The following is a 19,386-nucleotide window of genomic DNA, read 5'->3' on the forward strand; positions in this document are numbered from 1 at the left end:
CATATGTTCCGTGCCCCTTCTGCTGATAAAACGTTCTCACCAAATATTCTTTTCCGGCGGTTCTGGCGGGAAGTGGTTGTTTTCCGGCGACAGAATCCGAGCCCAAGCTTCTCCGGTTGCTCTCCATACCAGCTTCGGATTCGGAGTGTAGCCCGACATCCAAAGAGCAGCGGAAAGCGGAGGCAGGAAAGCGGCGGTCAACCCGACGATATAGGCAACAGACATATAAGCCGTCACTGCCACGAGCTGCAGCGTGGCCCGGACGTAACGATCGTGGAAAGGTAACGTCAGCGCTAAGTCACTGACGCCATCGCCTTCAGCGGTGTCGGCATCAATTACTTGGCTGTAAGCCGCATCAATTGCGACCACAGTTTGTTCGTCCGCTGCCTCTCGGAGCTTATTGGCGATTTCCTCCACGTCTTTCGCCTGGACGAGCGAAGGATCCTTCAGCAAGGTCCCACCAACCTGCTCCAGGATCCGCTGAACCGCAGCCGCCCCACCAAAGGAGCCGGCAAGRGTGGTCCCGCCARCCTGCTCCAGGATCCGCTGAACCGCAGCCGCCCCACCAAAGGAGCCGGCAAGGGTGGTCCCGCCAGCCTGCCCCAGGATCCGCTGAACCGCAGCCGCCCCACCAAAGGGTGTATGTGCCTTAGCTGCCAGCGCTGATCCGTCCAACTGTTCCGCAGCCCGTTCCAGGGTTGTCTTCGCAAAAATTGGAGAAGGCTTGGTAGTCGTCATCACCCTATTCTGCCTTCACGTTAGAGATGCCTATGGCCTGCCTCTCCGGTGCAGCGTGGGCCGGAGAGGCAGGCCTTGGCGGCTATCTGCGTCGCGGACGGCTCTTTGGCTCTGAGCAATTCGGCGAACAGGTCAGCGCCCTACAGGGTGGGGCCGAGGCGTCCATGGTCGGGTCCGACGCTGGGTCCGCGGCGTGCAGTCTTGCGCTTTGCTTCCTCAGTCGCTTGGTCTTCCTGAGCCTTACGGATTTGGGCGAGCTTCTCGGCAAAGTCGTTGCCGATGGCAGGCTGCTTCTGCTGTGCCGCTGCCAACCGTTCCTGCCACGACTTCTTGGCTTCCCCGCCAGCAGCGTCGCCAATTGAGCGCTCCGCTTCCCGGCGTGCGGCAATGTCCTTCAGCGCCTCGATGACGGCTTCCGGAGCCTGCTCCGGCGCTGGTGCACCCTGGCGGGCGTCCAGGTTCTCACGGACCTTGCGGGCCGTGGCGGCAACGTGTTCATCCCGTTCCTGCTCCGGGGTCAGGGTCACGTCCTGTGAGCGTTCCTCACGCAGCACGTCCACCACGCGCTCTGCCGGCGTCGGTTCGATGGCCACTGTTGCCTGGACCTCGGCGGCATCGGCCATCAGGGCGGAGTCCGCTGCAGACAGGGGTTCCTTCGCGGTCTGTGCGGAGTATTTGTGCATTGCCGTAACACGGGCTGCCAGCTCGACACCGGTTCCCTTTTCGGTGTACTCGGCGGGCAGGACGGCCGTCTCGGTTTCCGGGATCCGGTAGGTGTCGCGGAAGGTCTTGACCTCCACGGCCAGGTCCCGCCATTGCTGCTGCTTGGCAGCGTCAGAGGGGACAGGCCCGAGGGCTTCGGCCCATGCTGGCGGGGCGGCGGCCAGCTGGGATCCAAGACGGTTGACCTCCTGGGCCATGGCCTCGCGGCGGCCTTCGAGTTCCTTGCGCCACAGTGCCGGGGTGTCCTTGTGGGTGATGACGTCGGCCGGCGCCATCCATGCCGGCAGACCATCCGGGGCGGGGGTGATGGCCACGGGTGCGGGCAGGCGTCGGCGGAGCAGCTGCTCTGCTTCGATCCGGCGAAGGATCTGATCGGCTGCCTGGACGCGGGGGGCGTTCTCGTCGCGGCTGTAGTTGGTGACCGCGCCGCGTTCATAGGCTTCATCTGCACGGACCGGCTCAGGCATCAGCTCACGCAAGGCTTTCTCCTTCTCCATGGAACCGGCGAGCCAGCGGGCCTTGGCGGCCGCCGGGTCATCGTTGATCGTGACGTCAGTGCGCAGCTGCTCTTTGGCGCGGGTGATCCGGGCGTCCAGGTCATCGTCGGTGACGTGGCCATGGAGCCGGGACTGCCAGGGTGTTTCCTTGGTCTCGGCCAGCCAGGTCCGGGCCAGGTCCCGCCTGTCCGGTGCAGGGGCACCGGGGTTCTCGGCCGTGTTCGCCTGGGCGCGCATCAGCTCACCGGTGGCGCGGCGCTGGAGACGTTCCAGAGCTTCGTCGCTGACGGCTTCCAGTGGCCGGCGCACGGGTGCTTCGGCGCGGGTGCGCCAGTAGTCCAGTTTGTCCTCCACGCGCCAGGCCAGGACGGCCCCGGCGTCCTGGGATTCCTCGAACGGATCCCGGGCGGCGTCGGTCAGGAGGTTGCCGACGTTGAAGCCTTCGTTCTCTGCCTTGCGTAGGTGGGTGGCGATCGCGCCCCACGCGTCCGAGTCGATGAACGGCTCCGCCTCACCTTCACCAAGGATGCTGCGCGCGGTGTTGGCCATCCGGAGCTCGTTGGCCTGGTCGTCAATGTCTTTGTAGACGTTGACCATGTCCGGCAGTGCCCGGGCAGCTGCACGGGCGGCGTCGATCTGTTCGTGTGCGGTGAGGTTCCCGTCGTGGTTACCCGCCACGGAACGCAGCACGTCGGCCAGGGTTTCGCCTTCCTGGACCACGCCGTACAGGTGGTTGGATTCCCGTCCACGGGACGCGGCGACGTACGCCAGGGAGCGGGAAAGGCCCGAGCCGATCAGCGCGTGCGTGGTGTCGCAGGTCAGGCCCTGGGTGCGGTGGATGGTGGCCGCGTAGCCCAGCATCGTGTTCCCCTGCACGTAGTCTGCGGGCAGGGTGATCGTCCCGGCGTGGCCTTGGTGCTTGGCGGTCAGGGACCCGTCGGCGTGGACCTCGGTGACGGTCCAGACGTCGTTGTTCTTCACGAAGTCTTTGCCCCGGTTCAGGGACAGCCGGCGGTTGTTCTGCCGGGTGACAATGACGTCCCCGGCCCGGGCGGCGAGCCCGTCACGCAGTGTCGCGGCCGGGCCATCTGCCAGGGTCCCGGTGCCGAGCCGGTAGGCCTGGGCGCGCGCGTTCAGTTCGGTGACGGTGGCGTTGTCGAACGCCATCATCACTGAATGCTTACCGGCGGCAGTGTCCTTCTCCCAGGCTGTGTAGACGTGGGAGGTCATCGTTTCGGCGTCCCCGCCGACGACGCGGCGGTTCTCCCGGTAGAAGGCCCACGGGTCATCTTCACCAACGGCAGGCGGTTCGCGCAGCGCCAGCGTGGCGGCGGCTTCGGCGTTGTTGGGCGTGCCGTCGGCGTTCCGGAAGCGGTGCAGGTCTTCCAGGTGCACAGCGCCGACGGTGTTCTTCAAGTACCGCAGCGCGCCGCCGGAACCAACGGCAGAGAGCTGGTTGTCATCGCCCAGGGCTCGGACGACAGCGCCGTGCTGTTCCGCGATGGTGACGACGGCGGCGAACAGCTCTGTGCCGACCATGCCGGCTTCGTCGAGGAAGATTACGTCCCCTGGAGTCAGGGCAACCCTGTTGGGGTTCTGGGTCTTGTAGCCGAGAACAAAGGAGTCAATGGTGGTCGCGTTCGCCCCCAGCTCCTTGCCCATCACTGCTGCAGCAGCGGCAGTGGGGGCGAGGCCGATCACCTTGCCGCCGGCCTCCCTTACCGTGTCGGCGGCGAGCTTCAAGGCAGTGGTCTTACCGGCACCGGCTGGGCCGACACCGACCACCAGGAGCTTGTCACTGCACGCGAACTCCCCGGCCATGCGCAGCTGCCCGGCATCAAACTCTTTTTCCTGGGTGGCCAAGGCAAGCTCAAAAGCGTCCCGTGTCGCTGCCGGGATAACGGTGCGCTGGGCGGCCGTCAGCAACCGGTCTTCGCTGTGCAGGACACCGGAGGAGGTGTAGAGGGTGGAGTGGACTTTCCCGTACCGGCTGGCACCGTTCCGCAGCCGTAGGGCGTCAATCTCGGAGGCCGGGTTGGTCGCAGTGATGCGCAGTGAGAACTGGTCGATGGCGCGGGCCTTGACCTGTTCAATGAGGTCTTTGGGGATGGGCAGTTCACCGAACTTGGATCCCAGACGGCGGCGGGTTTCGGCGTCGATGTGGTGTTCTCCCCATACGCCACGGCTGCGCTCCAGGGTGCGGATGACACCGGCGGCTTCGATGGCCGGGTCCACTTCGTCAGCGTGGGTTACGAGCGGTTTGCCGTCACGCTCGGCGGCGTCGCGGGCGTCATGCCGGTGGGCCTGGGCCCTCACTACGGCGGCAGGTCCAACGGCCATGCCGGGAACCTGGGAGAACTCTTCGGTCCACTCGGTCACGAGGTCAGAGAGCCTGCGGGCGGCCTTCTTCTCGGGCCGGGTATCGAGGGTGGCCCGCTGCGCGAGGGCGATCATCGCCTTGGTGTTCGGCGCGTAGCCGTGGTCATCGGTGAACTGCTGCACCAGCTTATCCAGTACCGGTTTGATATCCCCTGAGCGGGAGGAACCGGCTTCAATGGCGGCGAGGTCCACCCCGGCAATCTCGATCACGGGCCGGTCACCGGAGACTTTGCGTTCGGTCACTCCGACGCCCAGGCGGGTGCAGACCTTCTCAATGACGGTCCGGTTGTAGTGCTCGGACGCGGCGACGTTGAACTGGTACAGCAGGCGCCCGTCCAAGCTTGACCATTTCCCGTCAGCGCCCATGACCTTGTTCGAAACCACGACGTGATCGTGCAGCTGCGGGTCCCCGTTGCGGGAGTCGTAGTGGCGGAATGTCGTGTAGACGAGTCCGCCCTCCACGTCTTCCTGGCGGACGCCGTTGCGGCCGCGCCGGGTGAATGTGGCTTCCTTTTCGAGGAAGGCCATGGTCTCTTCGATGGCTTCGTGGTGCGCGGCTTCGATCTGCTTGCGGGCGTCCTCGCCGCCGACAGCCCACAGGAGGGACACGGACTTGGCCGGTGCGAACACCAGGTCATAGCCTGCGACGGTCTGTGACCCGGGTTTGGTCTGGGCGGTGATGAACTTGCCCAGTTCTTCCTTGTCGCCAGGGTTCCGGCCGTTGAGTTCGCGGAAGTATTGGGCGCCTTCCTTGGTCCGGATCAGGCGCCTATTGTCCGCGTCAGGCTCGCGGTGGTTTATCCGCTGGAAGTCGCCGGTGGCGGTGTTGATGCGCGCCTGCAGCTCATAGTCTTTCTGCGTTGACTTACGGTATCGCTGACCCAAAGCGACCTTCGCGGACGGGTCCGCTGCCAGTTTCGCAGCGGCGTCCGGGTGCAGCCCTTCACCAAACAGGGCCGCCATCTGCGTCTCGGTGACCGCACCGGTGACGCCCAGGAGTGCAGCTCCGGCGCCGCCCCATTGGCCCGGCGGGTTCCCGTCCACGGTGTAGTAGTCCCCCAGTGAACGGTCCTTCGTGCGCAGCTCGTCACCACTGGCGACTTCACGTGTGTAGTACGTGTATCCGTCGCCGGCACTGAGCTTGTGCACGGTCATCATCGCCCCAGCCTACCCGCTCGGGGACCTCACTCGTCGATGATGCATGAGGTGTGACAGATTAAGAGTGCTTTTGCCTTTCGACAGGGGAGAAAATCAGAAGGCAAAAGCACTCTGTTTTGGCCATCAAGTCTTTGATGCGGTTCTGCACATGAGAATGGGCGGTGGGTAACATGCTTTTCGTTATCCACGGTGCGTTCGATTGTGTGGAACCGCTACGGATTGGGTTGTCCACAGGTGGGCAGGTCAGAGACATGGTTTCTCTCGGGGCTGTCCAGGTGTGGGGAACCAATCCACGCATCCTCCGAACATCGTGAGGTCCGTTCCTGTAGGTTGGTTCACGAGTGGATCAACCGCTGACGACCAGGCCGAGCGAGAGCGAGGACCGATCCGGCGGCCACGCAGGCCATGGGCCAGTCACTGCGCTAGCCGTTAGGTCTGTTCCATGGAAACCACCCAGGGGGAGGGACCCACGAACATGGCAGCACCACGGAAGTCCGCACAGCAGTTGGCCGCACGCGAGAAGGCACGGGCGAAAGCCCAGGAGCTCACCGCCCGCCACGAAAAACTCATCGACCTCGCTGCCGAATTCTTCGAGCAGCAGGAACAGGCCGACCAGGTACGCGCCGATGCCCAGGCGAAGGCTGACGCGATTCTGGCCAAGGCCGAAGAAGACGCCGAAGCGGCAACACGGGGCGCCGCCGGCACGGTGGCCGCGATGATTGCTGCCGGCGAACCGAAGTCCGCCGTTGCCTCCCGCCTGGGTGTCTCCGGCGCGGAACTGAAGAAGTTGCTCGACCTCGACGCGGCCGGGCAAAGCGAGTCCACGCCCGTTAATGCCGCCGATGCCCGGGGCAAGGAAGAGCCCGCGACGGCGCAGGCAGCCTAAGCACGAACCAGCACACGCAACGATGGTCCCCGGCAGTACTGCCGGGGACCATCTGCGTCTTGGGTGCCGCGTTCTAGAAGAGTGTGGGGGCGTCGGGGTCCGCCCCGGTGAGCAGTGCCCGGATGCGGTCCTCACGGTCCCAGCCGTGCGCGCGGGCTTCATCGCGCAGCAGGCGGGACCGGTCAGCGAAGAGTGCGCGGGAGAGCCCGCGCCAGCGGAACGTCGATCCGTTGGAGTCCCGGCCCTTGGCCAGACGGTCGGCCATGTTCTCCCGGTTCGTTCCGGGATCCAGATGCGTGTCCGCTCCGGTCGTGGCCCGGACACAGATCGGCACATCGCATGAGTGCATCAGATCCCCGAAGGAATCCAGCGGCAGCCCGTGCACCAGATGGAACGCGAAGCGGTGCGGGCGTACCGCCCGGGTGCGTCCCTCAGCGTTCAAGGTAAAGCGCCCGTACCCATCGTCAGAGACGGCTCCGGTGTAGAGCCAGCAATCACCCGGGCGCGGGCCTTTACTGACCTTGGCCCAGAACCGTTCTGCCGGGGTGGGACTCATCGTGGGGTCACCAGCTGCGCCAGCGCAGCTCGAGCTTGTTGGCTGCAAAGAAAAAGCCGGCCATGAACAGGAAGCCGGGGACGGCCTGGGCGAAGCCCTGGCCGATCCAGAAACCAAGCGCGGACAGCAGGGCGATCACGCCGGCGGCTTTGCAGAGGAAGATCAGGATGCCTTGGCCGGCCCGGACCGGGTGGGTGAGCGCGTAGATGATCCATCCAGCCAGGGCAACAGCCGCGAAAGCTGCCAGGAAGATAAAGATGAACATGGTCCGGTCCTAACGGTCGTGTGCGGGTGGTGACGGGCAGGCCCACAAGCCCAGGGCTTTGTCCCTGGCTTGTTCCGCGGCCGCTTCAAAGATGCGGCTCATGGCATAGTCCTTGCCGTAACCGGCGGCCTCCCCATGGCCGAGCTCCACGATGGACTGGTTGACCGGTGCGCCGTCTGCGGTCCAGACATAGGCCAGCAGACGGTCGTACTTATCCCTCTCCCCCTGGGCGGGATCCGCGGACAGAAACACGTCCTTGCCGTCGAGCCGGGAGTGCAGATATTCGGACGCTTCAGGGCCACCGCATTCCACCGGGGAATCCTCTTTGACGGTCTCGGGGGTGTTCACGCCCACCAGCCGGACGCGGGTGGAGGTCCCGTTGCAGCTGATCCGGATCGTGTCCCCATCCACCACGCTCTCCACCAGATACGGGCCGCCGGCATCGTAGACAAGAGCCGGAGGCTTGGGCGCCGTGCCGGTCGGTTCGCATCCAACCGCCTCGGGCACTTCCCCGGCGTCCAGGGTAAGTGGTTTGTTGTCGTATGGATTGCAGCCGGTCAAGAACACGGCGGTCGCCGCCGTTGCGGCCACAAGCATTCCGATGTGCCGGCGGTGTGCGCGGTGGGGGCTCATGCCCTGTCCTCGCTGGCTGCGGTTTCTGCACGGGTGCGACGGCCCGGACGCATCGACCCGGCAGGCACGCCTTCCCACTTCTGCCCGCCGTTGTGTTTGCGCTGCAGGCGTTTCACTTCCCGCATCGTCGCGGCCACCACCAAATCAGACAGGGAGGCGTAGCCTTCCAGGGGGCCGGCGGCTTGGAGCGCTGCGCGTACCTGATCGGCCTGGGCATGCGTGAAGTACGGGGTGATGTGCGACGTCGGTTTGGTCATGGTCAGCTCTTGGTTGTCTCTTCCGGCCATTGGTACAGGGTGCCGGGGCGGTCGCCGCGCACAAAGGACAAGCCATCATCACTGAACTGGAGCCCGGAGTGCCCGTGACTTCCGGAGGCGTGGGCGAACCCCGCCAGGGCAATCTCCATCAGGGGACGGTCCAGTCCGTCGAGAATTTCGCCAACACCCACCGGAACATCGGCGGCCACGGATGCCGCGAGCATCAGGAACCGCCGCTCCCCACCGGAGAGCGACCCGACATGGGGCGGGATCTCTCCGAAGTCGATCCACGTTTTCCCACTCATGGGGTCCTCATCGATCCACGGGTTGCCTGGTTCAGCGAACCTGCCGCCGAAGGCGCGGATCAGCATTTCCGTTCCGGCTTCCAGGGTGTAGCTGCCTTGGACGCGGGCACGGAGCTGGTCGTGGAATTCAGGCATCATCGGTCTCCTTCGAATGGGAATTTAGCGTCGGCGTGTGGGCCGCTGGCACTCACGATCATTCTCGCGGGCCCCGGGCACCGGCTGGATCAACGGTGCCAGATACGGGTCGTGGATGGGGACGTTAATGGTGCCGGACGGGTTGGCTTCAAGGCCGAACCAGTCAGCGTCAGTGATCCGTCGGGGGCTGAGGGTGAACCGGTCCACCGGCATCGCATCCGCCATGGTGTTCACGCCGCCTGGCTGTGGTTCATGGAAGCCTGGACCAGCTTGTCCCGGCGGAGCCCGGACCAGTGGTCCTGGTCATCGGCATTGTTTTGCACGACGGGCGCCTGGGCGTAGCCAAGTTCTTCGGTGATGTATTCCAGCGCTGCGGGGTTCTCGGTGATATCCACGGCCATGTAAGTGATGCCCTTGGACTCGAAGTAAGCCTTCGTCTTATCGCAGTTGGGGCATTCCGGCTTGGTGTAGACCGTGTATTCGGTGATGGAAGTCATTTTCAGTACCTGGTTTCGTATGGGTAAAAGTTTCGTTCGACTGCTTGACTTGATACCTTCCATTCTAGCAATTATTCAACTGAATAAATACGCTTTTGCCGCATAATCTAGAGGTTTTTGAATCACTTTTATGCGAGCTTTAGGGGTGGTGGGTCCGTCAGCGTCCGGCGCCTGCTGTCATTTTCAGCACCCGTCTGCACAAATTTCAGTACGCATCTGCACAGCGATTCCGTGGCCGTACGTCAGCCAGGGCCAGCGTTCGGTCACTTCGGAACATGGCCCCCATTTCACATGCGTGTCGTCCATGGCTGAAAAGAACCTGACCACGACGAATGGTCCCGCTGCTGCGTAACTGTTCACCCACGGGAATCCTGTCCGCGTGGGGACGTTGTTTCTGTAGATTTCTGATTATGCTTCTGCGGGCTTCTTTGCTTTGAGCTGGGAGACTCGCTGGGTGGAGATGCCGAGCATGCGGGCGACTTCGGTAATGGTGAAGTGCTCGCTGAGTTCTGCGACGACGGCGCGTGATTCCGCGGCTCCCTTGGCGGAAAGCTCCTGGGCTTTCTCAATATCTACCCTCGCCTGGGTCCAGCGCTTCATGGCCTCATCGGGGGCCCGGAGCGTGACATTGACCTTAACCTCGTCGGGGTCGAGGTCGAGCACCACGGCCGCAAGGTCCGTGGCCATGTCCTGGATATCCTTTGCCCTGCTGGCCTGCGTGACCTGGTCCAACTCGTGAATGTGGATCAGCCACCACTTGCCCTCTTTATGGGCTACAGCTTCGAGCTCGCGCTTGATGGTCATTGTTTCCTCTCGTACTGCCGGGCGGTGGGCCGGCAGGGGCCCTGAGGTCCTCTATCGGGAAGGTTACTGCCAGCCGCTCGGCGTGGCCGGCAGCCCCTTGGGTATCTGCCGGACGGCTCCCGGGCTGATGGTCCGGTGCCGGAGAACAGCCGTCCCTTCCGGCGAGGCCAACATGTCGTGCTTGCCTCTTTCCCTTTTAACTTCCTTCATAACCCACGCTAGCCCCCCTTGCGCGTCACCGCTAGGCGGGCTAGGAGAAGCTAGGGGATGTTGGGATCCATGGAGATATGGAAGTGCCGGGAACTGTTTCTGAGCGAAAATGAAGCCCTACCGGGCGTAGCCGGCAGGGCGGTCATTCAAGGAGCTCACATGGGTGTCTAGACGAGTTCGGCGGTTGCCAGGCGTGTATCGAACAGGCGCTCTGCCAGTCGGATCAGATGGGCGGGTGCGTCGGTGTCCCAGCCGTGGTCCGTGCGTCCGAGGTAGAGGGCGTTTCCTGCAACCTCGGGCAGATAGAGCCCCGTCTCGTGGAGTAGTTGCGTGGCCCGAACGTTGGGCCGTAGGCCGCTGCTGCTGTCGGCCCGGACGTAGACCTGCCAATCGCCACAGACGATGCAATCGAGTGGCCCGTAGAGGGCTTGGAGTGTCCCGTGCCGGACGTCCAGAATTCCGGCGGTGACTTCCTCGCTCAATCGAGCGGGAACAACCAGGGCAATGCACTTGTGGATCATGATCCGGTTCCTTTCCGAGCGGCTGTGTTTTAGGGGTTATCAGTTGGCGTTATCGCCTGCAGGCCGTTGGCGGCCAGCCAGGCATCATCTTCGGCGTCATGCATGGCTTCGTGGGCCGCAATGCGTCCCTGGTCTGCGGCACGACTGCGGTCTGCGGTAAATCCACACCGGCACCAGTAGCCGGATTGGGTCATTTGCCGAGCTGCTCCACTTGTTTCCATATCTCGATTCTATCCCCCCTAGGAGATTCTTCACAAGTCCCCCTAGGAGATTTGTGGAAAAGGTTTCCGGATTTGTTCACCATTGCTTGGACGCGGGCCTGCGGGACTGGGTGGTGATTGTCGCCGTCGCCAGCTGTGGTAACCACCGCCCGGCAGCAGTTCGGGAGAATCCCCCCGCGCTTGAAGACCTGCCCCATGGGTGAGGATCCTTCGCTCCGGAACCCGCAGCGGGACATCAAATGTGTGTCGTCCCTGCTGAAAAGAAGCCGGCCACAACGACCAGGTGGGCCGGACAACGCCAACGCCTGGACCATGGGGGACGTATCCGTCTTCATGCCCGGCGGGCACGAGACACGTTTGTGTTTCTGCGGGGCATCCCACAACCGGCCATTTTCCCGCCGAACACTGGGGCTATGAGCATCAACATAACACCGGAAAATAAGCGGAAATTGGTCAAGGTAATTGGACGGGAGGATCTGGGAGAGATTGTTCACGGCGGCCATAACTTTGGTTCCGTGGGAGCGGTGTATTGCGTGGGAGTGCATTTCCCCTTGGACGGATTCTGCGGTTACTACAGCGCAGACCGGGTCACGTACGTGACTGAGCCCGAGAGCTAGCCAGGGCATGCCGTCCGCTTCTCGCGGCGAGGGAAGACACCTGGTGGGTTAACGGCGGAAAGGCCGGCACGTAGGTGCCGGCCTTTCCTGGTTTTTCCCTTGGGCAAAGGAAATCTGTAGACGACTTTAGCAGTCCTGTTTCGGGTGCGTGCGGCACCTGGTGTGGATTCTGCGTTGTCGCGGGAAACGGCGGTCCGTCGCTGGTGAGTGGCTGCTGTGGTTCGCCCTGGGCGGCGGACCGCCCGACTTTGGGAGGGTCCCTGCCCTGCTCGTGGTGAGTACGGCGGGGCCTTGCCGGGCGGTGGGGGTTCCGCCCGGCAAGGGCTCTTAGGCTGCCGTTTCGTCCCCGGCTGGCTTGGCGCTATCGAGGATGATTTGTTCGACTTCGCTGGGGGTGTATCCCCATGTGACGAGCTGGTTCAGGTAGTCCCGGTGGGTCTGGGACGGGGACCGCCATGAGTCCTTGGCGATGGTCTTCTCATATCCCGCGCAGACAAGCGCGATCAGGGAGAACTCGGGCCGGGTGGTGGCTTTGGCCACGTGCGTGCGGAGCGGGTTCCATGCCCATGTCTTCTCCCCTTCGACCTTCGCGCTGACCATCTCTGCGGCTACCTCTCCGTCGTAGCCGCTGGCCGTTTCGGAGTGGTGGGTGATGGCGTGGACGGTGAAGTACTGCCAGCCCTTCGGAGCCTGCTTGCGTGCCAGCAGACCCTTCACGAACTCGCGGCGTATCGTCGAAGCCGAATCCATGGCTTTGTTGTTGGCTATCAGGGTCTTCCGTTCGGCCTTCTGCTCGTCGGTCATGGGTCCTTTGTTGGCCGATGATGAGGACAGGTAGCTGTGCCGGGGGGTGAAGCCGAGTTCCTTCCATCCGGCGATCACCGGGACGGTGGAGTATTCGCCCTTGTAACCCGTTTCGATGTAGACAGCGTTCCGGTCTTCCTCTGTGGCTCGTTCCCCGTCGGCGCGGGTCAGGGAACTGACGCGGAGGGTTTCGTTGTCGTCGCCGTAGCCGGGTGCATCAACGATGGTGGTTCCTGCTGCTTCCAGTTCAGCGGTGAAGGCCGCGAGGGCGGCGGCGCGTTCGCGGTCGTCCCGGAGCTGCTGGGCGACGTGGAACAGCTGGTCTGGTTCATCCTGGATGACCGATTCCAGTTCCTCGGTCGCGTCCTGGTCCCCTTCGAACTCGGCCATGATGAGCGCTTCCTCGATGGTCAGCCCTTTGCCCAGGGCGGCGGCTCCGGCGTCGGATGCTCTGGCCTTCAGTGCGCCTTCTACAGCGGCTTTGGCCCGTCCGGTCTTTTTAGCGATCGATCCGGCCGAGACGCCGATCAGAGAGAGTTGGTGGTAGGCGTCGGCCTCGTCGGCGGCAGTGAGTTCGGTCCGCTGGATGTTCTCCACGACCTGCGTGAGAATCCTTTCGGCTTCTTCGGGGCTTGAAACGATCATCACAGGGATGAGGTCCCGTTTTGCTTCGACGGCTCCGAGGGTGCGGCGCTGGCCCATCAGGACGTGCACGTTGCCGTCCTCCTTGCGGTGGGCGATGACGGGTTCCATCACGCCGTGTTCTTTGATGCTGGCGATGAAGTCAGGGGTCAGGGCGGCGTCTTTGCGGACGTTGATGTCAACGATCAGGGTTGCCGGGTCGATCATTTCAAGCGTGGGTGTTGTGTTCATGGTGTGGCTCCTTTTTGCCCAAGGATTGGGTGGGAGGGGCGGCTCAGGTGACCGGCCAGCTTCCCCTCTCCCCCCGTTGTTTTTTTGGTTGCTGGCAAGCTCGCTTGCTCGGCGGCCGACGGAGCCCTGTCTACCCAAAGGGCAAGACGTGGGGGATCTGCGAAGGAAATAAGCGACGCAGGAGCGCCGCAGCAGATCATCCAGGGCGCAGGCCCCGACGAAGGAGGGGCTAGACGGGGTGGAGCGGACGCCTAGAATCCGAAGGACAGCAACCAAAAAACGTCGAAGACGTAGACAAAGGTGACGCGCAGCGGACGCCCGTCTACCTGGGTGAAGCGCAGCGGAAACCAGGGGCGAGCCCTGGCGAGACTGCCCTCACCCGGACCCCGCAGTGCCCCCGCCCAGGATCCCGGCCGCCCAGGGTGAGACCGGCACGCCCGGGTGGGCCACCACCGTTCCTTGTCGGGAAGGCGGTTCGTCGCCGGCTACCACCCCCCACAGCCAGCCACGCGCGGCGGACCGCCCGAACTTTCCCCGGAAATGAGGGATGGCCGGGAGCATGTCCGCTCCCGACCATCTAGCCTGTGGTTCTGCACTTCTTGTTTAGGCCCTACGCCCCGTCATTGAGAAGGGCTTCGCCGCCGCTGCCACTTGCGGAATAGCGAAACAATCCACACCAAAACCAACACGACAACAACGCCCCAGATGGCTGCGCCCGTATGGTGATTTGAGACAGGGTTTAGGAGAATCTGTTTCATGTCTAGCCGTCGTAAATTCAGTCCGGAGTTCAAGGCTGAGGCCATTGAGTTGGTGATTTCCTCGGGCCGTCCGGTTGTTCAGGTCGCGGCCGATATAGGGGTCAATGAGGGGACGTTGGGGAATTGGGTGCGGGTCTGGAAGGAAGAGCATCCCGACGTGGCTGCCGATGAGCCGGGCCCGGTGGAGTGGGCGAAGTACAAGGCGCTGCAGGCCGAGAACGCCGAGCTGAAACGGGAAATCGAGTTCCTGGGAAAAGTCAGCGCCTTCTTCGCCGCGAAGCAACGATAGACGACTACTTCGCGTTTATCTGGCAGGAGAAGGCCAACTACAAGATCGACTGGATGTGCCACCAGCTGAAGGTCCCCAGATCCTCGTACTACCGCTGGACGGCCCCGAAGGAACCGACCCCGACACAGCTCCGCCACAATAAGCTGACCCTGGAGGTGGAGCGTGTTTTTGGCCGCGAGAAGGGCATGGCCGGAAGGGACCAGATCACCACGATCCTGGGCCATGAGGGCGTCCCGGTGGCCCAGGGAACGGTAGGTGCCATCATGAAAAAGCGGGGCCTGCGGGCGGTGCGGATGCGGGCGTGGAAGAAGACCACGGTCGTTGACCCCGCTGCCAGGACCGGTCATATACGCAACCACATGCAGGACGGTGACGGCAACCGTGACTTCACCGCCACCGTGCCGGGAACACGGATGGTCGGGGACATCACTTACCTGCACACCGGCTCCGGATGGCTGTACCTGGCCACCGTGATCGATCTGGCGACCCGGATGGTTGTGGGCTGGTCGATGGCCTCCCACATGCGCACTTCGTTGATCATTGACGCGCTCAGCATGGCACGTGACCATGGCCGGCTTCACCCCGGAGGGGCGGTCTTTCACAGCGACCGTGGCTCGCAGTACACCTCTGCCGGGTTCCAGGGCTGGTGCGCGGCGAACAGCATCACCCAGTCCATGGGAGAGGTCGGGGTGTGCTGGGATAACGCGGTGGCCGAGTCGTTCTTCTCGCACCTGAAGACCGAGATGTATCACCACCACGATTTTCCCAACCACATGGCGGCCAGGACCGCGGTGATGGAATACATCGAGTCCTGGTACAACCGGCGCCGGCCCCATGCCAACAACCGCGGCCTGCCCCCGGCACGCGCCCTGGCCGAATACCAAAACACGATCAACCAGATAGCAGCGTAAGAAGAAAATCAATCAAGCTGTCTCAAAAACTTGACGGGCGCAGGCGTAATCAATCGCTTGGGGCTTGTTGGTCAATGCCGACCACGCAGTGAGTACCGTGGCGACAGCTAGGGCGATCAGCATCCAGGGTTCACCAGAGCGATACCAAGGGCCATAGCGGCGTTGCGGGCTTTCCTGCCTGTCGTCGTTCTGCACTTTGTGGCTCCTGTTGTTCTGGGTTGCAACCATGGGCGTGACGTTATCTTCACGGTACGACATTCGACTCGTGTCCTTCCTTCGGGGCAGGCCGCTAGTTAAGCGGCGGTAGGCGGTGGAGTCCAGGGGGCTTTATGGCGGTCCGTCGCTGGTGACCACGCTCCCAGCGGATCCGGTGAGCGGCGGACCGCCAGCGGTGACCGGACTTTGGAGTCCGGCCACCGCTGAGCTTTAGCTGGTGAGGAGTTCCATCAGTTCGTTGGTTTCGGTCACGAGGACGGCGGAACCGTCCCGGGCGAGCCTGTGGCAGCCTGCGCTGTTCGCGGAAGTCACCGGGCCGGGCACGACGGCGACGTGACGGGCGATGGTTTCGGCGTGGTGGGCGGTGTTCAGCGCGCCGGAACGGTAGCGGGCTTCCACGACACACACGGCACCGGACAGGGCCGCCATGATCCTGCCGCGCTGGAGAAACCTGTGGCGGGTGGGGGCGGTCCCGGCTGGCATTTCGGAAATCATGAGTCCGGTTCCAAGAAGGGCCCGGCCAAGATCGGCGTTTCCTGAGGGGTAGAACCGGTCTACGCCTCCGGCGACCACGGCGATGGTCGACATCGCCTTGGGCGTTCCTCCGGCCAGCGCGGATTTGTGGCTAATCGCGTCCACTCCGTAGCCCAGACCGGAAATAACGGTGATGCCGCGTTGGGCCAGGCCGTGGGCGAAGTCTCCGGCGATAGCTGCCCCGTAGGCAGTGCAGTCCCGGGATCCGGTGAGGGTCACGCAGCGGTCAGTTGCCGGGATCCCGGCGGTGAGGTTCCCCCGGTACCAAAGTCCAAGCGGGGGCACTTCAAGATCATCCACACCTTCTGGCCAGTGCTCGTCTCCGGGAATGAGGAACCCGCCGCCCATCGCGGCCGCGTCGTCCAGATCCTTTTGCGGGTCAATGTCTCCGGTGTAGTGCTGTGCGGCGCGGGCCACTGCGGCGGTAAGTTCTTCCGGGGTGACGCCCTTCAGGGCGTGGGGTGCCTGCTCTCCGGTCAGGAGGCGCAACGTGGCGTACGCGCCGAGCTGGCCGATAATGGCGGCCACAACCCGATCAGCGGGTTCAAACAGGCGGGTCAGTGCTGCGCGGGCCGTACGGTCTCCGGTGATGTTCATGGTGTTTGTCCTTTGCTGAGGATTGGGATGGTGAGGGGACCTCGTAACCGGGCCAGCTGCCCCTCTCCCCCGTTGTTTTTTGGTTGCTGGCAAGCTCGCTTGCTCGGCGGCCGACGGAGCCCTGTCTACCCGCAGGGCAAGGTGGGGGAAATTCGCGGAGGAAATCAGCGACGAAGGAGCGCCGGAGGGAAATTCATTCGCCGCAGGCCCCGACGAAGGAGGGGCTAGACGGGGTGGAGCGGACGCCTAGAATCCGAAGGACAGCAACCAAAAAACGTCGAAGACGTAGACAAAGGTGAGCGGACGACCTCAACTGGTTGCACCGCAACCGGGGCGAGCCCAGCGAGCCTGCCCGAACACCAAACAAAATCCCGTACTTTAGTCGCGCCAGCTCCCCCAGGGAGTGAGTACTTTAGTCGCGCCAGGGGCTTGTTAACGGGCGGAAGGGCCGGCACCTTGCAGGCGCCGGCCCTTCCTGTTTTCCCTCAGCAAAAGGAAATCTATAAGTGCAGCAACATCGCTGCAGGAGTCTTAGTACTGCTGGCCTTGGTTGTCCCAGGTGAAGTCCGCGGGGGACTTCGTTTCGTCGTTACCCAGGATGGCGAGCTCGATGGCCTCTTCGGCCGCGGTGATGCCTTCAGGGGCTTTGTCCTGATCGGTGAGGATGAATCCGTGGCTCATGGTTGGTTCCTGCCTGGTCGTCGTGTTTCCACTCTAACCCGGCGGGTATTTCCGTGCTTTCACGGTGGTGCTGCGCCCGCGCAAGCGTGACCGGCGGCCGGCGGAGCTTGCGGGGGAGGCCGCCGCGCCCCACTTGAGGGGACCGGACCATGCTGGCCCGGCCCCGTGGGGTGTTTAGCGTTCCCGCTTGTAGGCGGTCGCGGGGTTCTTGGCGGTGTCCGCGATCGGGCGCAGCACCATCATCTGCTCCAGCAGTTCCGCGAGGCGGTAGCCGGGGGCGTCGGCTTGGGCGAGTGTGAAGTGTTCCCCGGCCGAAGATGCCCGGCCTTTGAGGTAGTCCGTCCATCCGATCAAGGTCAGCAGCGGGGCACGGTAGCCTGCCGGTGCTGCGGTGATCAGTTCGCGGGCCACGGCTTGGGCCTTGTCCACGCGGGTCCAGTCCGGCGCGATTCCGCTGCCCAACAGCAGCGCCCCGCTGTCTTCTGCATCCGGCAGGTCCGGGTCGACGATGTTCACCAGCAGGGCGTCCCGCACGGCGGGGGCTTGGAATGCGGCCACCAACTCCACCGCTTTGACCCCGGTCAGCGGTTCGCTGGCTTCCAGCGCTGCGGCCCACTGGGCGCGTGGTGCGCTCAGGTCCTCGGCCAACAGGTGCCCATACATGGACTGGATCCACTCGGTGGCCTCTGCCGGTCCGGCATAGGGCGCGTAGGTCGTGCCGGGTCCGGCGTTGTAAGCGCTGCCGCGGAACACCATTTCGGCGTTCAGGGCGCTGTCGGTGATCGCGTCCAGCGGCTGGGGTGCGCAGCATCCGGCCTCGCTGTCACACAGCAGGTCCTGCCAGTGGGTGGAGGTCACCAGCCACCCGTCTTTGAGCGGGGTTCCGGCAGCGTCGAGTACTTCAATGAGTGCCTCGATGTACTCGTGGAACGGGCGCGGGGCATCCTCCGCGGTCAGGTCCGTGTAAACGGCGAGCAGGACGGACGTGGCGGCTTTGTCCGCTTCGAGAAAGCCGCTGATGGTGTGGGCGAACATGCCCGGCGTTGCAGCCGTGGGAGCGTCGACCCGGAGGGTGGCGCCCAGTCGGGTGCCCTGCACGGTCAGGAACACGAACGACTCGCGGGGCACGTTGCCCAGCGTGTGCGGGATGTAGCTGAGAACGTCGGCGGGACCAGTGGCGCGTACTGAATCAGTCATGGTGTTTGTCCTTTGCTGAGGATTGGGATGGTGAGGGGACCTCGTAACCGGGCCAGCTGCCCCTCTCCCCCCGTTGTTTTTTGGTTGCTGGCAAGCTCGCTTGCTCGGCGGCCGACGGAGCCCTGTCTACCCAAAGGGCAAGGTGCGGGAAATTCCCGGAGGAAATCAGCGACGCAGGAGCGCCGCAGGGAAATTCACTCGCCGCAGGCCCCGACGAAGGAGGGGCTAGACCGGGTGGAGCGGACGCCTAGAATCCGAAGGACAGCAACCAAAAAACGTCGAAGACGTAAACAAAGGTGATGACGGGCAGGAGCTCYGCGACGGACCGGCAGCACCCAACAGCCGGCCGCGMAGCGGACGCCCATTTATGGTGAGCCCTGGCGAGCCGGCCCTAAACCTTCACCACAGAAAGCACGGCGCGGATCCCGGCGCCGTCGGCCGCCGTCCGCACTGAACCACGTTCATGGCCTTGGCGCTAACGGCGGTCCGCCGCCCCCAACCAGGCACCGGGCCGGCCACGACGGCGGACCGCCAGCGGTGACCCGGACCATCTGGCCCGGCCACCGCGTTTTCTTATTCTTGGCGGTCGTGCAGCGGCAACGCCCCGTAGTGGCCTGCGGCTTCCCGGAAGCGTGAGTCACTGCTGAAAATGAACGTCCCGCCGAACATGTACCACGGGGCCGGTCCCCCCTCGGCCGTGACGGGAACGGCATGGACGGTGATGCCGCCGCCAAACGATTCGCCGGTGACGATCCGGACGGCGGGCCGTTCCTCGGACGCGGGGACGGGGCTATTAAAACGTCGCCATACGGCACCGATCAAGGTAACAGGTTCGGAGGAGTCTGCGGTTGAAGCGACGCGGTCGGTGCAGATTCCCGCTGATCCGTCCGGAATCACGTGGGACCGGGGCCAGTCCCGCGACGCTGGCGAGCCCGTCGACGGAATCGAATGCGTCCAGGTTGCCGGCCGATGTTCGCGAGGAAAGTTGCTGCGAGTACGGGGCCGAACGCCGGCATACTCAGCAAAACATCGGCGCTGTCGTGCTGCGGGAACAGGTCCGTGATCTGGGCATCGACGTCGGCGATCTTTACATCGATGGCGCTGATCTGTTCAGCCAGTCGCTG

The 19,386-nt window shown here is 63.9% G+C and carries 20 protein-coding genes and 1 pseudogene; 2 read left to right on the forward strand and 19 right to left on the reverse strand.

The annotated features are described in order from the left end of the window. Window positions 1-36: 36 nt before the first annotated feature. The gene (locus ASG77_RS07175; protein ID WP_056343137.1) at window positions 37-738 is read right to left on the reverse strand and encodes a hypothetical protein; all 702 of its coding nucleotides are present in this window, start codon (window positions 736-738) and stop codon (window positions 37-39) included. 140 nt (window positions 739-878) lie between these two features. After that, window positions 879-5,495, reverse strand: coding sequence for a MobF family relaxase (gene mobF / locus ASG77_RS07180; protein WP_056343142.1), 4,617 nt, complete (start codon window positions 5,493-5,495; stop codon window positions 879-881). Window positions 5,496-5,937: 442 nt separating this feature from the next. On the opposite strand from mobF, the gene ASG77_RS07185 reads away from it, so the two are divergent. Further along, entirely contained in the window at window positions 5,938-6,381 is a 444-nt protein-coding gene (locus ASG77_RS07185; RefSeq protein ID WP_200950688.1) for a hypothetical protein, read from the forward strand. A 73-nt stretch (window positions 6,382-6,454) separates the two neighbouring features. Here ASG77_RS07185 and ASG77_RS07190 read toward each other — a convergent pair whose 3' ends face one another. From ASG77_RS07190 to ASG77_RS07235, 11 genes are all read right to left on the reverse strand, one after another. Continuing rightward, window positions 6,455-6,937 (reverse strand): hypothetical protein, encoded by a 483-nt coding sequence (locus tag ASG77_RS07190; RefSeq protein ID WP_056343145.1) that lies wholly within the window; start codon window positions 6,935-6,937, stop codon window positions 6,455-6,457. Between the two features lie 7 nt (window positions 6,938-6,944). Further along, window positions 6,945-7,202, reverse strand: a complete 258-nt coding sequence (locus ASG77_RS07195) for a hypothetical protein (RefSeq protein WP_056343146.1) — start codon at window positions 7,200-7,202, stop codon at window positions 6,945-6,947. Window positions 7,203-7,211: 9 nt separating this feature from the next. Continuing rightward, on the reverse strand, window positions 7,212-7,835 hold the full coding sequence (locus ASG77_RS07200) for a thermonuclease family protein (protein ID WP_056343147.1): 624 nt from the start codon (window positions 7,833-7,835) through the stop codon (window positions 7,212-7,214). After that, window positions 7,832-8,092 (reverse strand): ParB family protein, encoded by a 261-nt coding sequence (locus tag ASG77_RS07205; RefSeq protein WP_056343148.1) that lies wholly within the window; start codon window positions 8,090-8,092, stop codon window positions 7,832-7,834. The genes ASG77_RS07200 and ASG77_RS07205 overlap by 4 nt, the downstream gene beginning before the upstream one ends. Window positions 8,093-8,094: 2 nt before the next feature. After that, window positions 8,095-8,532: a hypothetical protein gene (locus tag ASG77_RS07210; RefSeq protein ID WP_056343215.1), complete on the reverse strand. Its 438-nt coding sequence runs from the start codon at window positions 8,530-8,532 to the stop codon at window positions 8,095-8,097. 24 nt (window positions 8,533-8,556) lie between these two features. Next, window positions 8,557-8,766 (reverse strand): hypothetical protein, encoded by a 210-nt coding sequence (locus tag ASG77_RS07215; RefSeq protein WP_056343149.1) that lies wholly within the window; start codon window positions 8,764-8,766, stop codon window positions 8,557-8,559. After that, window positions 8,763-9,029, reverse strand: coding sequence for a glutaredoxin family protein (locus ASG77_RS07220; protein WP_056343150.1), 267 nt, complete (start codon window positions 9,027-9,029; stop codon window positions 8,763-8,765). Before ASG77_RS07220 ends, ASG77_RS07215 begins: the two co-directional genes overlap by 4 nt. 408 nt (window positions 9,030-9,437) lie before the next feature. Next, complete coding sequence (locus tag ASG77_RS07225; RefSeq protein WP_056343151.1) at window positions 9,438-9,833, reverse strand: hypothetical protein; 396 nt, start codon at window positions 9,831-9,833, stop codon at window positions 9,438-9,440. Between the two features lie 377 nt (window positions 9,834-10,210). Beyond that, window positions 10,211-10,564 (reverse strand): hypothetical protein, encoded by a 354-nt coding sequence (locus ASG77_RS07230; protein WP_056343153.1) that lies wholly within the window; start codon window positions 10,562-10,564, stop codon window positions 10,211-10,213. 29 nt (window positions 10,565-10,593) lie between these two features. Then, window positions 10,594-10,758, reverse strand: coding sequence for a hypothetical protein (locus ASG77_RS21720; RefSeq protein ID WP_156380207.1), 165 nt, complete (start codon window positions 10,756-10,758; stop codon window positions 10,594-10,596). Between the two features lie 971 nt (window positions 10,759-11,729). After that, window positions 11,730-13,079 (reverse strand): ParB/RepB/Spo0J family partition protein, encoded by a 1,350-nt coding sequence (locus ASG77_RS07235; protein WP_056343156.1) that lies wholly within the window; start codon window positions 13,077-13,079, stop codon window positions 11,730-11,732. Window positions 13,080-13,835: 756 nt separating this feature from the next. On the opposite strand from ASG77_RS07235, the gene ASG77_RS07245 reads away from it, so the two are divergent. Beyond that, window positions 13,836-15,037, forward strand: a protein-coding gene (locus tag ASG77_RS07245; RefSeq protein ID WP_156380208.1) for an IS3 family transposase whose coding sequence is annotated in 2 segments (ribosomal slippage) — window positions 13,836-14,088 and window positions 14,088-15,037 — 1,203 coding nt in all. Because the reading frame shifts where the segments join, the coding sequence is not laid out codon by codon here. 12 nt (window positions 15,038-15,049) lie between these two features. Here ASG77_RS07245 and ASG77_RS07250 read toward each other — a convergent pair. The 6 genes and pseudogenes from ASG77_RS07250 to ASG77_RS21160 all read right to left on the reverse strand — a co-directional run. After that, window positions 15,050-15,265 (reverse strand): hypothetical protein, encoded by a 216-nt coding sequence (locus ASG77_RS07250; RefSeq protein ID WP_156380209.1) that lies wholly within the window; start codon window positions 15,263-15,265, stop codon window positions 15,050-15,052. Between the two features lie 198 nt (window positions 15,266-15,463). Continuing rightward, entirely contained in the window at window positions 15,464-16,384 is a 921-nt protein-coding gene (locus ASG77_RS07255) for a DNA-processing protein DprA (protein WP_056343160.1), read from the reverse strand. Between the two features lie 531 nt (window positions 16,385-16,915). Next, window positions 16,916-17,065: a hypothetical protein gene (locus ASG77_RS21725; protein ID WP_156380210.1), complete on the reverse strand. Its 150-nt coding sequence runs from the start codon at window positions 17,063-17,065 to the stop codon at window positions 16,916-16,918. Between the two features lie 174 nt (window positions 17,066-17,239). Beyond that, window positions 17,240-18,262, reverse strand: coding sequence for a DUF4192 domain-containing protein (locus tag ASG77_RS07260; RefSeq protein WP_056343162.1), 1,023 nt, complete (start codon window positions 18,260-18,262; stop codon window positions 17,240-17,242). A gap of 573 nt (window positions 18,263-18,835) precedes the next feature. Further along, a complete protein-coding gene (locus ASG77_RS21730; protein WP_156380211.1) occupies window positions 18,836-19,084 on the reverse strand; it encodes a hypothetical protein in 249 nt (82 codons plus the stop codon). Next, a pseudogene (locus ASG77_RS21160) lies at window positions 19,083-19,383 on the reverse strand (transposase); the annotation flags it as partial. The pseudogene ASG77_RS21160 and the gene ASG77_RS21730, both read right to left, overlap by 2 nt. Between the last annotated feature and the right edge of the window lie 3 nt (window positions 19,384-19,386).

Source organism: Arthrobacter sp. Soil762, from assembly GCF_001428335.1.
Taxonomy (GTDB): domain Bacteria; phylum Actinomycetota; class Actinomycetes; order Actinomycetales; family Micrococcaceae; genus Arthrobacter.

Excerpts from the sequence above, each read along its gene's own strand:
- ASG77_RS07185 (WP_200950688.1), top strand. The coding sequence starts at position 5,938 with ATGGAAACCACCCAGGGGGAGGGACCCACGAACATGGCAGCACCACGG.
- mobF (WP_056343142.1), bottom strand. The coding sequence starts at position 5,495 with ATGATGACCGTGCACAAGCTCAGTGCCGGCGACGGATACACGTACTAC.
- ASG77_RS07225 (WP_056343151.1), bottom strand. The coding sequence starts at position 9,833 with ATGACCATCAAGCGCGAGCTCGAAGCTGTAGCCCATAAAGAGGGCAAG.
- ASG77_RS07190 (WP_056343145.1), bottom strand. The coding sequence starts at position 6,937 with ATGAGTCCCACCCCGGCAGAACGGTTCTGGGCCAAGGTCAGTAAAGGC.
- ASG77_RS07255 (WP_056343160.1), bottom strand. The coding sequence starts at position 16,384 with ATGAACATCACCGGAGACCGTACGGCCCGCGCAGCACTGACCCGCCTG.
- ASG77_RS07200 (WP_056343147.1), bottom strand. The coding sequence starts at position 7,835 with ATGAGCCCCCACCGCGCACACCGCCGGCACATCGGAATGCTTGTGGCC.
- ASG77_RS07195 (WP_056343146.1), bottom strand. The coding sequence starts at position 7,202 with ATGTTCATCTTTATCTTCCTGGCAGCTTTCGCGGCTGTTGCCCTGGCT.
- ASG77_RS07205 (WP_056343148.1), bottom strand. The coding sequence starts at position 8,092 with ATGACCAAACCGACGTCGCACATCACCCCGTACTTCACGCATGCCCAG.
- ASG77_RS07250 (WP_156380209.1), bottom strand. The coding sequence starts at position 15,265 with ATGGTTGCAACCCAGAACAACAGGAGCCACAAAGTGCAGAACGACGAC.
- ASG77_RS07210 (WP_056343215.1), bottom strand. The coding sequence starts at position 8,532 with ATGCCTGAATTCCACGACCAGCTCCGTGCCCGCGTCCAAGGCAGCTAC.
- ASG77_RS07260 (WP_056343162.1), bottom strand. The coding sequence starts at position 18,262 with ATGACTGATTCAGTACGCGCCACTGGTCCCGCCGACGTTCTCAGCTAC.
- ASG77_RS07230 (WP_056343153.1), bottom strand. The coding sequence starts at position 10,564 with ATGATCCACAAGTGCATTGCCCTGGTTGTTCCCGCTCGATTGAGCGAG.
- ASG77_RS07235 (WP_056343156.1), bottom strand. The coding sequence starts at position 13,079 with ATGAACACAACACCCACGCTTGAAATGATCGACCCGGCAACCCTGATC.
- ASG77_RS21720 (WP_156380207.1), bottom strand. The coding sequence starts at position 10,758 with ATGACCCAATCCGGCTACTGGTGCCGGTGTGGATTTACCGCAGACCGC.
- ASG77_RS07220 (WP_056343150.1), bottom strand. The coding sequence starts at position 9,029 with ATGACTTCCATCACCGAATACACGGTCTACACCAAGCCGGAATGCCCC.
- ASG77_RS21725 (WP_156380210.1), bottom strand. The coding sequence starts at position 17,065 with ATGAGCCACGGATTCATCCTCACCGATCAGGACAAAGCCCCTGAAGGC.